The sequence below is a fragment of the Mycoplasma hafezii genome (assembly GCF_049942695.1).
Classification (GTDB): Bacteria; Bacillota_I; Bacilli_A; order Mycoplasmatales; family Metamycoplasmataceae; genus Mycoplasmopsis; species Mycoplasmopsis hafezii.
In genome coordinates, this window is sequence record NZ_CP187940.1 from 666,015 (window position 1) to 681,565 (window position 15,551).

Consider the following 15,551-nt stretch of genomic DNA (forward strand, 5'->3'; position numbering starts at 1 on the left):
TTATTTTGTGAAAGGAAAATATGTTTGAATTAATCGCAACGAAAAACGATGCTGGTCGGACATTATTTAAATTATTAGTTAAATATTTAAATAATGTACCAATCAGTAAAATTGAAAAGCTGTTTCGTAAAAAAGATATTAAAGTTAACAATGTAAGAAACAACAAAAAAGATTACTTAGTACAAGAAGGCGACCATATTGTTGTTTACGGAATTGAACAGGCTCAAAAAACAGAAGTTATCAAATACAAAAAAGGTGATTTAGATATTCTATATGAAGATCAAAATATTTTAGTAATCAACAAAAAAACTGCAGTAGAAGTTCACGGAAGTGATGATTGTTTAGATTTTCAAGTGTTAGCATACTTAAAATATAAACAAACTGATAGTTTTAAACCTTCACATGTTGGTAGATTAGACAAAGAAACGAGCGGAATTATTTTATACGCTAAAACTTATCAAGCGTTAGTCCAATTAAATGAAGCTCATTCAAAATTCACAAAAAAATACCAATTTTTAAGTGATTTTAACGAAGCAAAACGTGAAGTGGTTTTATATATGTTTAAAGATTATGAAACAGGTAAAATGAAAGCATCTCGTACTGAAAGGCCTAATTCAAAACAAGCTATTACCATTTTAACTTTTGATGGAAAACGTAAACTAGCAGAAATTAAAACAGGACGTAAACACCAAATTCGTGTTGCTTTACAAAATATTGGTAAACCAATTTATGGCGATAAAAAATACGGTGGTAAAAAAGCAGAACGCTTAATGCTACATTCTTATTATTTAAAACTAGATGGTTTAAATAATGAATTAAAATATTTAAATAAAGTTGATTTTTATTGTTTACCAAAATGATAGGAGATTCTAATGAAAGAAATCAATCAAGAAAAACTTAGAGAAATCGTTAGTTCTTTAATGCTTGAACCAACCGATGAAGTTGTAGAACACATTTTAGAAAACTGACACCAATTACAAGAAGAACTTAAGGCATTAGATAAATTGGATTTAAAAAATGTTAATCCTCTTACACATTTAAATGAAACACCACTTGTGGACTTCTTACGTGAAGATGTCGAAAATACAAAATGAAGTATTACAAAAGAAGATATTCTAAAGAATGCCGCAGATAAAGATGAAGACTATGTAATTCTTACGAAGGTGGTTAAATAATGGAACGTAAATTTAAAAATTTAGGAAATTTTCAGGCAGCTCAACAAGAACTTTTAAACGATAAAAATAATGCAGTAGCTGCAGTTTATAAAACTAAAAAAGGATGTGCTCAAGGTCAAATCCTTTCAAATGTAGTTTTAACAATTAAAGATGTTTTTGCAACTGATGACCAAGTTACTCGTGCTAGTTCAAAAATTTTAGATAACTTCCAACCAAGTTATAACGCTACTTCAGTACAAAGATTATTAGATCACGGATGTATTCCAGTCGGCAAAGTAAATAATGACGAACTTGCACTTGGAGGAACCGGAACATTTAGTGGATACGGAATAATTACCAACCCACTTGATAGTTCGAGATACGCTGGCGGTTCTTCATCAGGTTCTGTTGCTACTTTTACTAAAAATGTAGGTCTTGCTTTAGGAAGTGATACAGGAGATTCTGTTCGTTTACCTGGAAGTTATAACGGAATTATTGGATTCAAACCTTCTTATGGTGCAATTAGCCGTTATGGAATGTTTGCTTACTCTTCATCATTAGACACAGTAGCTTACTTTGCTCACAATATGAATGACTTAATTTTAGCTTCATACGCACTTTATGGTGTGGATGAAAAAGATATGACCAGTGTTCACGTGAAAATGGGTAACGTAGTTAAAACAAAACCAAACAAAATTATCGTTTTAGACTTTAGTGAATTCTTAGAAGACTACACTAAAGCAAGTTTTGACAAATTAGTTGCTAAATTAAGAAACGAAAACATTAAAGTAGAAATCATTAAACCAAACTTAGATATTTTAAGAGCGATTAAACCAGTTTACCAAATCGTCTCATTCTCAGAAGCCTCTTCAAACCTTGCGAACTTAAATGGTATTGCTTTTGGTTCAAGAGTTAATGGAAATTCTTGAGAAGAAATTATGACTAATACACGTAGTGCTAAATTTGGAAAAATGGTAGAAGAACGTCTTAGTTTAGGAAGTTATTTCTTATATGAAGAAAACCAAAAAGAATTACTTGTTAGAGCACAACAAGCTCGGAGAGTAATTAAAGATTATCTTAACTCATTACACGAACAAGCTGACGCTGTACTTTATCCAGCATACGTAGGTGTAGCACCTAAATTCACCGATACAACTAAACACGATGTAATGGACTATATCTTAACAGGAAGCAACCTTGCTGGAAACCCTTCAATTACTATTCCGCTTGCAAAACATGAAGGATTACCATATAGTATTGCACTTGATGCAAAAATTTATCAAGATGAAAAATTATTAGGATACGCAGAATACTTTGAAGAAATCATTGGAGGTTTAAATGACTAATTTTGAAACAATTATCGGAATTGAAATTCACTTAGAATTAAAAACAAAAACAAAAATGTTTTCTCCAAGTAGAATCGACTTTAATGCTGAACCTAATACTTGTGCAAACCAAATTGATTTAGCTTATCCTGGAACTTTACCTATTGTTAATAAACAAGCTGTTAAATTCGGTGTAGCTTTAGCAAAAGCTTTAAATATGACAATTGATGATGAACTTCATTTTGATAGAAAGAATTACTTCTACCCAGACTTACCAAAAGGATACCAAATTACACAATTTTACCGTCCAATTGGTTCTAATGGTACTTTAGAAATTGAAACTAGCGAAGGAACTAAAACAATTAAAATTGAAAGAATTCACCTTGAAGAAGATACTGCAAGACAACACCACAGTGATGATGGAACAAAACTTGATTACAATCGTGCTGGAATTCCATTAATTGAAATTGTTACTTACCCAGTAATTAGAAATGCTGAAGAAGCTGCAGCATACGTTGATATGATTAAAAAGACAGCTCAATGTTTAGAAATTTCAGATGCTAAACTTGAACAAGGAAGTTTAAGAGCTGATATTAATATTTCACTTCGCCCATATGGTACAAAACAATTTGGAACAAAGGTCGAAATTAAAAATATGAACTCTCTTTCAAATATCAAAAAAGCAATCGAATTTGAAATTAAACACCAAAGCGAAAAATTACACAAAGGTGAACCAATTTATCAACAAACAAAACGTTTTGATGATCAAAACAATATTAACGTTGTTATGCGTACAAAAACTGGAACTGTAGACTATAAATACTTTCCAGATCCAAACATTCCATTTATTAAACTTTCAGATGAATTTATTAATTCGGTAACACTTAAAGAATTACCAAACGCTAAAAAACAAAGATATATCGACAATAACATTCAACCTATTTACATTCAATCATTAATTGATGACTTAGATTTAGCTAAATATTTTGACTCAATTCCATATGCAGATAAAGACAAACTTTCTAAAGTTTTCTTTGCGGAAATTGTGTCTCTTGCTAACACTAAAGGTGTTTTAGCATATGAGTTAGGAATTAAACCAGAACACATCGCTCAATCGCTAGAACTTCTTGAACAAGAAGTAATTTCAGGAAAGTCACTTAAAAAATTAATTCCATTACTTGTTAACTTTAATGGAGAAATTGAAGAATTACTTGAAAAACACCACTTAAAACAAATTACAGATGTTAAATTAATCACTGAACTTGTTGATAAAATTATTGCTGAAAATGAAGCACTTGTTGCTGAATATACAACTAGACCAGAACGTGTTGTTAAATTCGTTCTTGGAGCTTTAATGAAACAAACAGGTGGACAAGTTAACCCTGTTGTATCAAACGAAATTGTGGTTAAAGAATTACAAGCTAAGTTTAACTAATTTAAAATTCACTAGAGCTTTTCTAGTGAATTTTTAAATATAGTAACCATTATCCCTAATTAAAGCTTGATACATTCTTAAAACATGTAAATTCGTCGTATTAGACACCACGATTAAATATTGTTTTAAACTATGAAATGAATATCAAACAGCTTGCAAGAACTCAATTGATTGCACCTCAACTCCTTCGTGTCGATTGCAAACAAAACCACCTTCATTTAAATTAAAATGAATTAAATTACGTTCGTTTAAGCATAAATGACAACTAGTAAAATTAGGACATAGACCAAAGTAAATTAATGATTGAGCATATAAAAATGTTAAAATCTTATTTCCTGTTAAAGGACTAATTAAATCGTAAATTTCAAGGCACTGTTCAAAAACATGATTAGGTGCTTGAATATTTGCTAATAATTTCACATATTTATCAGCAAATTCTGCATTTTTAAGTTCATCAATGTTTATCGAACTAATTAAATGAGATTTTTTTAATTTACCTGTTTTTCCACTTAATCGAGCTGCAAAATATTCAACTTCAACTAATGCACCAATTTGTAAATTCACACGATTTTTTGAAAGTGGTTTATTTAAGCCTTGAGCAGCTAATTTTAAAATTCCATTTTTAGTAAAAAACGACACAATAAATAAGTTTTCAGAGTCTTCATGAATATTTAAAACGATTGCTTTTTGTATTGATTCAGCCATATTTATATCATATAAAAATGTCGAATTTTCAATGGAAAAAACTTTAAATTTAGGTACATTTTGGTGCTTTAAATATATGTTAAATAATGTAAAATATATTTACTATTATATTAGAGTAATATGTTAGGAGCAAAATGGATATCTTAGAAGTCAAAGAAATCTTTGCAAAGTCATTATTTTCAACAATCGGAATTACTAAAGTTCACCCTTTAACATTTGATGAGAACTTTACAACCGATGAGGCAATTGCATTAGATGATGAAAAATTACTTGACTACATTTATGTGGATAAAACGGATTTAGGTTGAAATTTTCAAATAGGATTATCAATACTTGATGGGATTCAAACCAAATTTATTGCTACGCAACTTAATCAAAACGTTACAAATGCATTAAAACGTAAAAAACAAAAACTAGATAAGTTGACCATTATTTTTAGAGGAGTAATTAATGAGTAAAGTTTTAAATGGTAAGGATCTAGCTGCTGCGATTATTTCTGGTTCGCACGCCTTAAGTAACGCTAGACAAAAAATCGATGCACTGAATGTTTTCCCAGTTCCAGATGGTGATACTGGGACAAACATGTCTTCTACCTTAGCATCAGTTATCCCTAATTTACAAATCGATAAGAATCCTACAGTTGAAGAAGTTTCTCAATCTGTTGCTCTAGATATGATTTACGAAGCTAGAGGAAACTCTGGAGTTATTCTTTCTCAAATTTTTAAAGGTTTCTCACTTGGATGCACTGGTAAGGTTGCTTTAACTACTAATGATTTAGTTGAAGCTTTTGAATCAGCTAGTGCTCGTGCTTACAAATCAGTATTTAAACCAGTTGAAGGAACTATTTTAACAGTTATTCGTGAAACTAGTGAAAATCTTAGAAAACACTGTTGAAATCAAGATTTAACAATTTTAGAGTTTTTTGAAGCTGTAGTTAAATTTGCTCGTAAGAGTTGTGATGAAACACCAAGCAAACTTAAAACTTTAAGAGAAGTAGGAGTTACCGATAGTGGTGGTGAAGGATTATTTACTGTCCTTACTGGTATGCTTAGTTACTTCAAAGGTGAACCAGTTGAAATTTCTGAATCAGGCGATGAAATTAGTAACTTCATTAGCGACCAAGAAGTTTATGAAGGTGAATTCGGTTACTGTACTGAAGTACTTGTAAGATTAAATGATGTTGATAAATTTGATAAAGAAGCATTTACTAAAGGATTAGAAAAATTTGCTAATTCTCTTGTAGTGGTTAATGATGATGATATTTTAAAATTACACGGGCACGTCCTAAAACCTGGTAAACTTTTAAACTTTGCTCAAAAATTTGGTGAGTTTATTAAAATCAAATCAGAAAATATGACATTACAAGCCAACCAATCAAAAGCAAACGTTGACCGTTTAAACGAAATGTCTCAAACCGCAAACCGTAAGGATATTGCAATTGTGTCATGTAACTTAGGTAACGGTATTATTAAAAGAATGAAAGAATTAGGTTGCGACTACGTAGTTGAATGTGGTCAAACTCAAAACCCATCAGCTCAAGATATTATTAAAGCGATTCAAGCAGTGAATGCCGATAATGTCTTTGTGCTTCCTAATAACGGAAACGTAATTTTAGCAGCTCAACAAGCAGCTCAAATTTACCAAGATTCAAACATTATTGTTATTCCAACCAAAACACAAATCCAAGGTATTAGTGCGATTATGAACTTTAGTCACGAAGTAGACCCAGAAGATAACATCGAAATGATGACTGATGCTATTTCTGAAGTTGCAAGTGGTGAAGTTGTTCAAGCAGTTAGAGATACCACAATTAATGATGTAAAAATTCGTTCAGGTGAATATTTAGGTATTCTTGATGGAAAAATTATTACATCAAATAAATCTCCAATTCAATCTGCTAAATACATTGTTAAACAAATGCAAAAAAACTCTCCTGAAATTATTAGTATTTATTACGGAGAAGAAGCCTCACAAGATCAAGTTGATGAATTAACCAACTTTATCGAAGGTCAATATGATGTCGAAGTTGAAACCATTGAAGGAAATCAACCTAACTATCTATTCTACATAGGAGCTGAATAATGACAAAATATACAATTGTTTTTGATTTAAATGGTAATGATAATGGACAAAAAGCAGGATTAGAAGCTGCAATTGATTTTGCTCAGCGTAATCCACTTTTTTTAATTAAGTTAATTGGTGATTTTCCTTCTTTAGATAACTTAACTAAACTTGATAATATTGAATACATTAATAATCCAAAAGTTCCAACTAATCCAAAAGATTTACGTGGATCATTAATGGAACGCACTTCAATGAATCAAGCAATCGATATGATTAAAAATAATGAAGCCGACGCAGTACTTTCTAGTGGAGATAGCGGAAGTTATATTACTGCTTTAACTTTTAAATTAGGAAGGCTTGAAGGTGTTTCTCGTCCAGCTTTTATGCCAGTATGTAATGCAATTAACGGACAAAAGTTTTTATTTATGGATGTAGGTGCTAACTTAATCGCAAAAACTGAATACTTAGTAGAATGAGCTAAGTTAGGATCAATTTTTGCAAGCGTTATGTTTAATAAAGCAAATCCAAGAGTAACTTTATTAAACATCGGAACAGAAGATTACAAAGGAAATGAAAATACTGTTGAAGCAAACAAAATCTTAAAAGAAGATCAATCAATTAATTATGTTGGATTTAGTGAACCAAGAGACTTATTCCGTGGGTATAACGACGTAGCTGTAATTGATGGTTACGGCGGAAACCTTGTGCTTAAAAGTTATGAAGGTGCTATTTTTACTTTTAAAGATTTATTAAAAGAACACTTTACAAAAACTTTCTTTAGAAAAATTTGTGCATTAGGACTAAAAAAAGCATTTAAAGAAGCTGGCGATGTGCTTGATTACCGTCAAGTTGGTTCGGCTTGAGTAATTGGTGTTAATGGTATCGCAATTAAAGCACACGGATCAAGCGATCAGCTTTCATACACTTCAGCACTTAATACAATTAAGGAAGCTCTTGAAAAAGACTTGCTAAACCAACTAAAAGGAAAATTACAAAATGACTAAGTCACATAACTTAACTGAGTTTTTTGATAATCACGATATTAAACCAAATAAATCTATTTTATATATCGAAGCATTAACTCACTCATCATTTACTAGAAATGAAAATGGAAAAATTAAGAACTACGAACAACTTGAATTTTTAGGTGATGCTGTTTTACAATTTATTTCCAGTTCTTACATTTTTTTAAAATATCCAGAATTAACCCAAGGCTTTCAAACTAGATTAAGAGCCAAAGCAGTATGTACTGATACATTAAGCAAAATTTCAGTAGATATGGGATTAATCGATATTTTAAAAACAGGTCCAGGACAAATGGAAAAAGATGTTAAAGAGTCTCACAAAGTCCAAGCAGACATTTTTGAATCAATTGTTGGAGCAATTTATATTGACCAAGGCCTAAAAAAAGCACAACAATTTATTGCAACATACATTTATCCAGTTATTGATAAAGTACACTTAGAAAATAATAAAGATGCTAAAACTGAATTACAAGAATACTTCCAAAGTTTTAGTAAAGAAAATATTACCTATCAAACAGAGCAATTAGCAAATAAACAATTTAAAGCTAAAGCAATACATGATAATCAAATTTTTGGACAAGGAACAGGTAATACTAAAAAAGAAGCAGAATTAGAAGCTGCTAAAGATGCATTAAGCAAACTTCAATAAGTGAGGTGCAAAATGAAATTAATTAAGATTGAAGCACATGGATTTAAATCTTTTGCTGAACCAATTGTTCTACACTTTGATGGTGGTGTAGCAGGAATTGTTGGACCTAATGGTTCAGGTAAAAGTAATATTAACGATGCTATTCGTTGAGTTCTTGGAGAGCAAAGCTCAAAAGAATTGCGTGGAGATAACATGGAAGATGTTATTTTCGCTGGTTCTAAAACTGTACAACCTATGAATCGTGCAACTGTAACACTTACATTTGATAATCGCGATCATAATTCAAGTATTAATACAGATTTTATTACAATCACTCGTTCATTAGAACGTGGTAAAGGTGTGAACCAATACTTTTTAAATGGTGAACCTTGTCGTCACAAAGACATTAAAGCTATCGCAATGGAAAGTGGTATCGGAAAAAGTTCTTTAGCTATCATTTCGCAAGGAACAGTTTCTGATATTGCTCAATCAAGCGATGAACAAAGAAGATTAATTTTTGAAGAAGCTGCTGGAGTATCAAAATATAAACTAAGAAAAACAGAAGCTCTTAAAAAATTAGAACGTACCGAAAGTACTTTAAAACAAGTTGAAATTGTTATTAAAGAATTACAAAAAAGACTTGAACCACTTAGAAAACAAGCTGAAAAAGCTTTGGCTTATAAAGAAAAAACAACTAAGTTAAAAGAAGTTGAAATTGCTTATTTAGCTAGTGAAATTGTTCGTTTAGAAAAACTTTATCATGAACTTGATAAGGAATTAGCAGGGGTTGAAGATACTAAAAACTCTTATCGTGAACAAATTGATTTATTCACTTTACAAATTAACGATAAACGCACAGAATTAAACGCTTTAACTAGTGAACTTAATAAGCTTCGTGGAAAAAGAGAAGCTCTTAATTTACGTCTTTCAGATCTGAAAGTAACTCAAGCTAAAGAAAACGAACGACGTGATTTAATTGCTCGTGGTGAAATTCAAACCACAACAAACGAACAAATTGAAGCGATTGTTTCAGCAATTCAGGAACTTGAACACAAGATGAATTACTTTAAAGAAACTAAGTATAATCTTGAAATCAAGATGGAAACTTCAAATAATCAGCTTGTTAGTCTTAAAAAACAAATTAACGAACAATATATTACAGTTAATGATGCAGAAAGAAAAATCGAAAGCTGTAAAACACACCTTGGAATCTTAAACGAAAAGAAAAATAGACACACTAACTTATTTAAAGGAACTAAAACTATTGTTGAAAATAGATACAACTTTAAGGGTTATAAAGGTTTAGTCAGCGACTTAATTAAAGTGCCACAAGAATATGTTTCAGCGATTGAAACAGTGCTTGCAAACGCTGTACAACATGTAGTTGTTGATAAACCAGATACTGCCGTTGAAGCAGTTAATTTCCTTAAGAAAAACAAAGGTGGACGTGCTACATTCATTCCTCTTTCATCAATTAAAGATAAATTTATTCGTGATGATTATTTACTAGTAGTTCGTAATCACCCTGGATTTATCGGTTTAGCTAGTGAACTAGTTGAAACTAAAAGCGAGTACAACGTACTTAAAAACTTCTTATTAGGAAATGTTATTGTGGTTGACGATATTAAATCAGCTGAAAAAATCTCAACCATTTTAGATAAAAAATATATGGTTGTTACTCTTGATGGAGATATCATCCGTGTTGGTGGTATTATTGTCGGAGGTACAGCTCAAGAAAGTGATGACTTCCTTGGAATAGATAATAAAATTGCTGAACTTGAAAAATTAATTCCTGGTTTAGAAAACATTAAAGCAAACGCTTTAAATCAAATTTTAAAACTTAAAAATGAACTTCAACGTGAAGAAACATTTAACAGACAACACACATCAGAATACGCAACAATTAAAGTTCGTTTAGAAAGCTCACAAGCTGAACTTGATGAGTTTAAATCACGTGCTGCTCATTTAAACCTTTCTAAACAACTCGATGAACAAAAATTAAATATTGCTCCATTAGTTGAAAAAATTCAAGAACTTGAAAATGAAGCTAGATTAATCGATTTTGATATTCAAACTAAATCACAAATTGAAAATAATTTAAAAAATGATTTAAATCAACTTGAAAGCGATAAATCTAAAACAACATCTATGTTGCTTACTTTAAACGATTCATTTAACCAAAAAATCAAGTTATATGAAAACGCTAAATTCTATTTAAAAGAACACAAAGAACGTTTATCTCAATTTTATAAATTAACACTTGAATACGCTCGTGAAAACTATGGACTTTCTATGTCGGTTGAAGCAGCTAAAAACTTAATTCAAGAACTTAGAAGTGAAATTGATGCTTTAGGTAATGTTAATTTAGAATCAATAGTTGAACTTGAAGAAGTTGAAAGCCGTTATGATAATTTCAACCAAAACTTTGAAGAATTAACCGAAGCTAAAAATACTATTTTAGGTGCTATTGCTGAAATGGATAAAATTATTATCACTAGATTAACAAATATTGTTAATGATGTAAACCAACAATTCTCAAAAGTATTTAGCTCTATGTTTGGTGGCGGAACAGCTGAAGTTAAATTTGTCGATCCACATAACGTGCTTGAAAGTGGAATTAGCATTTATGCTCAACCTCCAGGAAAAAGTATTAAAAACTTAAAATTATTCTCAGGTGGAGAAAAATCATTAATCGCTATTTCATTATTATTTGCTATTTTACGTGCTAGACCTTTACCATTATGTATTTTAGACGAAGTTGAGGCAGCCCTTGATGAAGCTAATGTAGTGCGTTATGGCGAATACTTACAAGAACTTAAAAAACAAACTCAATTCTTAGTTATTACCCACAGAGTTGGAACTATGACAAAAGTTGACTCTTTATTTGGGGCAACAATGCAAACTCGTGGAGTTACAAGTTTCTTTAGTGTTAAATTAGAAGATGCTAAGAAAATGGTTGATGAAGCAAATTAGAAAATTAAAAGACTAAATAAAAATACCAGAATTATCTCTGGTATTTTTGTTTAGCCTAATTATTTGTTTTCAGCTCTGTATCTTGCTACTTCTGCAACACAATCATCAATTACTTTTTCTACATCATCAAATGAATTAATAATTGCACCTGAAGCTCTTTCGTGGCCACCACCGCCTCATTTAACTGCTACATTACGCACAATTGGTCCATTTGAGCGGAATTCAACTCTGATTCTTCCATCTTCTTCTTCAGTAAATTGAACTCAAAATGGATAGCCTTCGATATTAGCAATAGCATTAACTCTGACTGAAGTTTGTGGTGTTTTTCCAAATCTTTTGGTATCTTCAAGACTATTTTGGATGTATGCAACTCCATCACGAGTTTTAAGTGTTGATAATAATCAAGCATTAAATTTTAAATCATCAAGTGTAACAGTAGCTAAATTAGTGTGAATAAAGTCTGAATCTAGACCTGCATCATAAAGTTTAGCAGCAAGATTTAATGTACGTGAGCAAGTATTATTAAATAAGAATCTACCACTATCTGTGTTAATTCCTAAGTAAAGTAAGTTAGCTGCACGTTTAGTAATTTTTCAGTTATTTACAACCGCAATTTCAGTTACCATTTCATCGGCTGCTGTATATGAACTATCTACTCAGCGGATGCAGCTTTCTCCTAAGTCATCATCATTAGGGTGATGATCAATTCTAATTACTTGCTTAAATAAATTTTTATCTAAAACTTCACGGCATTCAATTCTTTCCTTAAAGTTTGCGTCAACAACTACACCTAAAGATTCTTTTAATACTTCATCAGAAGGAATTTCATCCATTTTTAAATCTAAAAATGGAAATGAACCTTTAGCATCACCAATTGCGTAAACTTTTTTATTTGGAAAGTTAGTTTCTAATAATTCTTTTAAACCAAATTGTGAACCTAAACAATCACCATCTGGACGAATATGGTGAAAAATTACAATTGAGTCATATTTTTCTAATTCTTTTGTAACTAATTCTAAATTACCAATTTGCATTATTTATTTTCTCACTCTCTAATAGCTTCATTTAAATCATTTAATACACTAGGAACTTGATCTCAGCTTTGTAATGTAATACCAGCAGCATTATCGTGTCCTCCACCGTTATATTTACGTGCTACAACATTAACAAGCGGTCCATTTGAACGAAGTCTTCCACGCACTGTTCCATCTTCAAGTTGCACAAATAACGCTCAACAAGAATTATCTTCAATATTTGCCAATTCATTAACAAATAATGCCGCTTCTAAAGAATTCATTCCGTATTCAGCAAGAATTTCATTGGTAATTTCATAGTAAAGTACTCTACCTTCTTTTTTAAATTCACTAAGAATTTTTCCAACAAATTTAATTTCTTTAAAAGTACGTTTTGATAATTCTCTTAAAATATCAGCTGGGTGGAATGCACCTTCATCCATTAAGTAAGCTACTAATCTGTGTGTGCGGCTTGATGTGTCTGGGAATAAGAAACGTCCACTATCTGTGTTAATTCCTAAATAAATGTGTCCTGCTGCACGGTTTGTAACTGTTCATTTTGCATCGTAAGCAATTTGAGCAACCATTTCTGCAGCTGCAACATAGTGTTCGTCAATCCAGTTATATTCATAATCAATATCAGCATCATTAGGGTGATGATCAATTCTTAAACGTGCTGTTGTACGTTTTTCATAAAGTAAGTCAGAACATTCGATTCTGTCTCCACTAGAAGCATCAACAACAATCGCTAAAGAATTATTAAAGTCGATTTCATCATAAGAATTGAATTTGTATTCCATAAAGTCAAATACATGCATATTATTTCCTACTGTATAGACTTTTTTATTTGGATAATTAGTTCTAATTAATTCTGCAAGTCCAGCTTGTGAACCTAAACAATCACCATCTGGACGAATGTGGTGAAAAATTACAATTGAGTCGTATTTTTCAATAGCATCAATTGCTACTTGTGAATTTCCAATTTTCATATTTCTCCTTAAAATTATGTATTATCTAAATTTTACTTTATTCTGTTTTTAAAATACTAGAATGGAATAAATTTCCATAAAAAAATAGCCCAATGGGCCATTTGTATAATTTAAAAAACTATTTTTGAATACGGTCGTCTAAAGCTACATAGCCTTCAACTTTTTTACCTTTGTAAAAACCACAAAATCTACATACTACGTGTTGCTCAATTAATTTTGTACAGTTTGAGCATTTTACAAGGTTAGGTGTTTCTAACGCACTGTGTGTTTGTCTTTTGTGTTTACGTTGTTTTGAAGTTTTACGTTTTGGTACAATAGCCATATGGTCCTCCTTTGTGGTTTTTATAATTTTAGCAAAATTATTATATTATAAATTTCAATAAAGAATAGTATTTTTTTATTTAATTCTATTACTTAAAAATAGTAATAAAGAACGATTTTTATGCTTATAAATTATTTTTTCGATTCTAAAAGTTGAACAATGAATTTTTCTAATTCACCATTTTTTGCAAGATTGTAATTTAAGATATTTAAAGCATTAAAACCGTTTGTTAATTAGCTCTAAATTGTGTTAAATTAATAAGTACTAGAATAAAATAATCTAATAATTAGTAATTATGACTTCTGTCCCTTTTCTATTACTTCCATCACTATTGACAGCTCTACGAACTTGGATTGGCTCTATTTTATATTCTTGATAAAGTTCTCTAATTAATGGTGTATCGTGATTTGTTAACATTAAATAACAACCACGTTTATCAAGCTTTTTAAATTCTTTTGCAAGTCTTTTATGCGATTCATAATCAAAGCCATCTTTTGTATAAGAATCAAAAGTAGTTGCATTAAGTGGTACATATGGACTATCTATAAAAATAAAATCGTCTTTTTCAGCTAATTTAAAAATCTTTTGGAAATCACCATTAAAAATAGTTGTGTCTTTTAAAAATTCTGAAATTTCCATTAAATTCTGTGCATCAAAACTTGCACCTGAACTTTTATTATTAAATGGTACATTAAATAACCCTTTAGAGTTAACTCGAAATAAGCCGTTATAACATTTTTTGTTAATATAAATAAATAATGCAGCAAGCTCAAGGTCGTATTCAGCACTCTTTATCTTATCGTTAAATTTATCTCTAATTTTATTGTAAAATTCTTTGTCGCAATAAATACTGTCTAATTTTTCAAGCAGCTCAATTAGCGGATAAACATTGTCTCTAATTTGCTTATAAGAGTTAATTAAAACAGGATTAATATCATTAATCACTGAATTACTGTGAGCTAGTTTGAAAAAGACAGCACCACCACCAACAAAAGGTTCAATATATCTATTATATTTTTTTGGTAGGCGAGTACTAATTTGATTTATAAGTTGTCTTTTACCACCTACTCATTTTATAAAAGGTGTCATTTTTGTCTCCTTATTTTTAAGTAATAATAATTTTAAAAGATTAATAGTATTATGATCGCATAATTCAAAAAAATATTTTAATACCTAAAAATAAGGCATAAAAAACTTTGAATATTTCCTTTATTTTTAACATCATTTAAATATAATTAATAAGCAATATAAATATATTGCCTAGTGGAAGATAACTCGAATAGAAGTTACCGTTAGACCACAATATCGAAAGGATACTTAACATGGCAAAAAAAGAAATTCAAAAAGTTGCTAAGTTAGAGTTCATCGCAGGACAAGCTAAACCAGGTCCAGCTCTTGCTGGGGTTGGTGTTAACATGCCTGAATTCACAAGAGCATTTAACGACGCAACAAGAGACAGAGGAAACGAACCAGTTCCAGTACAAATTACAGTTTACAAAGACAAATCATTCGAATTCAAATTATTCACAGCTCCAGCATCATACAAAATTAAACAAGCTGCTAAAATCCAATCAGGTGCTGCTAACCCTAAAACAACAATCGTAGCTACAATTTCTAAAGAACAACTTAAAGAAATCGCAGAATACAAAATGCCAGACTTAAACACAGATGACGTTCACGCTGCTATGGCTACAATCGCTGGTACAGCTAAACAAATGGGTGTTGTAATCGAAGGTTACGACGACATTTTCAAAGCTAAAGCAGAAGCTAAAGCTGCTGCTAAAGCTCAAAAAGCTGCTATGGCTAAAGAAGCTGCTTTAGATGCTGCTCTTGAAACATTAGCAGAAACTAAAGGACAAGGTATTGAAGTTACAACAATCGCTGATGAAAAACGCGCAGAAGAAGGAGAAGAATAATT

Annotated in this window: 15 protein-coding genes; 10 read left to right on the top strand and 5 right to left on the bottom strand. The window is 30.7% G+C overall.

The window, feature by feature from the left end; all coding sequences use genetic code 4:
• Positions 1-20: 20 nt before the first annotated feature.
• The 4 genes from ACPYPZ_RS02545 to gatB are packed head-to-tail and all read left to right on the top strand — an operon-like array spanning position 21 to position 3,914.
• A complete protein-coding gene (locus ACPYPZ_RS02545; protein ID WP_426461011.1) occupies positions 21-863 on the top strand; it encodes a pseudouridine synthase in 843 nt (280 codons plus the stop codon).
• 9 nt (positions 864-872) lie between these two features.
• Entirely contained in the window at positions 873-1,175 is a 303-nt protein-coding gene (locus ACPYPZ_RS02550; RefSeq protein WP_426461012.1) for an Asp-tRNA(Asn)/Glu-tRNA(Gln) amidotransferase subunit GatC, read from the top strand.
• Positions 1,175-2,500 carry an amidase family protein gene (locus ACPYPZ_RS02555; RefSeq protein ID WP_426461013.1) on the top strand — a complete coding sequence of 442 codons (1,326 nt, stop codon included), beginning with the start codon at positions 1,175-1,177 and terminating at the stop codon, positions 2,498-2,500. The genes ACPYPZ_RS02550 and ACPYPZ_RS02555 overlap by 1 nt, the downstream gene beginning before the upstream one ends.
• Positions 2,493-3,914: an Asp-tRNA(Asn)/Glu-tRNA(Gln) amidotransferase subunit GatB gene (gene gatB / locus ACPYPZ_RS02560; protein ID WP_426461014.1), complete on the top strand. Its 1,422-nt coding sequence runs from the start codon at positions 2,493-2,495 to the stop codon at positions 3,912-3,914. The genes ACPYPZ_RS02555 and gatB overlap by 8 nt, the downstream gene beginning before the upstream one ends.
• 33 nt (positions 3,915-3,947) lie before the next feature.
• Here the strand turns inward: gatB and ACPYPZ_RS02565 are convergent, their stop codons facing one another.
• Positions 3,948-4,619 (bottom strand): recombination protein O N-terminal domain-containing protein, encoded by a 672-nt coding sequence (locus tag ACPYPZ_RS02565; RefSeq protein ID WP_426461015.1) that lies wholly within the window; start codon positions 4,617-4,619, stop codon positions 3,948-3,950.
• 134 nt (positions 4,620-4,753) lie between these two features.
• On the opposite strand from ACPYPZ_RS02565, the gene ACPYPZ_RS02570 reads away from it, so the two are divergent.
• The 5 genes from ACPYPZ_RS02570 to ACPYPZ_RS02590 are packed head-to-tail and all read left to right on the top strand — an operon-like array spanning position 4,754 to position 11,309.
• Positions 4,754-5,077, top strand: coding sequence for a hypothetical protein (locus ACPYPZ_RS02570; protein ID WP_426461016.1), 324 nt, complete (start codon positions 4,754-4,756; stop codon positions 5,075-5,077).
• Positions 5,070-6,701 carry a DAK2 domain-containing protein gene (locus tag ACPYPZ_RS02575; RefSeq protein ID WP_426461017.1) on the top strand — a complete coding sequence of 544 codons (1,632 nt, stop codon included), beginning with the start codon at positions 5,070-5,072 and terminating at the stop codon, positions 6,699-6,701. Before ACPYPZ_RS02570 ends, ACPYPZ_RS02575 begins: the two co-directional genes overlap by 8 nt.
• Positions 6,701-7,687 (top strand): phosphate acyltransferase PlsX, encoded by a 987-nt coding sequence (gene plsX / locus ACPYPZ_RS02580; protein WP_426461018.1) that lies wholly within the window; start codon positions 6,701-6,703, stop codon positions 7,685-7,687. Before ACPYPZ_RS02575 ends, plsX begins: the two co-directional genes overlap by 1 nt.
• Entirely contained in the window at positions 7,680-8,357 is a 678-nt protein-coding gene (gene rnc / locus ACPYPZ_RS02585; protein ID WP_426461019.1) for a ribonuclease III, read from the top strand. The genes plsX and rnc overlap by 8 nt, the downstream gene beginning before the upstream one ends.
• A gap of 12 nt (positions 8,358-8,369) precedes the next feature.
• On the top strand, positions 8,370-11,309 hold the full coding sequence (locus tag ACPYPZ_RS02590) for an AAA family ATPase (RefSeq protein ID WP_426461020.1): 2,940 nt from the start codon (positions 8,370-8,372) through the stop codon (positions 11,307-11,309).
• Positions 11,310-11,368: 59 nt separating this feature from the next.
• On the opposite strand, the gene ACPYPZ_RS02595 is transcribed toward ACPYPZ_RS02590, so the two are convergent.
• The 4 genes from ACPYPZ_RS02595 to ACPYPZ_RS02610 form a co-directional block, all read right to left on the bottom strand.
• Complete coding sequence (locus ACPYPZ_RS02595; protein WP_426461021.1) at positions 11,369-12,343, bottom strand: DHH family phosphoesterase; 975 nt, start codon at positions 12,341-12,343, stop codon at positions 11,369-11,371.
• Positions 12,343-13,311: a DHH family phosphoesterase gene (locus ACPYPZ_RS02600; protein WP_426461022.1), complete on the bottom strand. Its 969-nt coding sequence runs from the start codon at positions 13,309-13,311 to the stop codon at positions 12,343-12,345. The genes ACPYPZ_RS02595 and ACPYPZ_RS02600 overlap by 1 nt, the downstream gene beginning before the upstream one ends.
• A 118-nt stretch (positions 13,312-13,429) precedes the next feature.
• Complete coding sequence (gene rpmF, locus ACPYPZ_RS02605) at positions 13,430-13,633, bottom strand: 50S ribosomal protein L32 (protein ID WP_426461023.1); 204 nt, start codon at positions 13,631-13,633, stop codon at positions 13,430-13,432.
• A gap of 279 nt (positions 13,634-13,912) precedes the next feature.
• The gene (locus tag ACPYPZ_RS02610; protein ID WP_426461024.1) at positions 13,913-14,722 is read right to left on the bottom strand and encodes a DNA adenine methylase; all 810 of its coding nucleotides are present in this window, start codon (positions 14,720-14,722) and stop codon (positions 13,913-13,915) included.
• A gap of 233 nt (positions 14,723-14,955) precedes the next feature.
• On the opposite strand from ACPYPZ_RS02610, the gene rplK reads away from it, so the two are divergent.
• Entirely contained in the window at positions 14,956-15,549 is a 594-nt protein-coding gene (gene rplK, locus ACPYPZ_RS02615; RefSeq protein ID WP_426461025.1) for a 50S ribosomal protein L11, read from the top strand.
• Positions 15,550-15,551 lie beyond the last annotated feature (2 nt).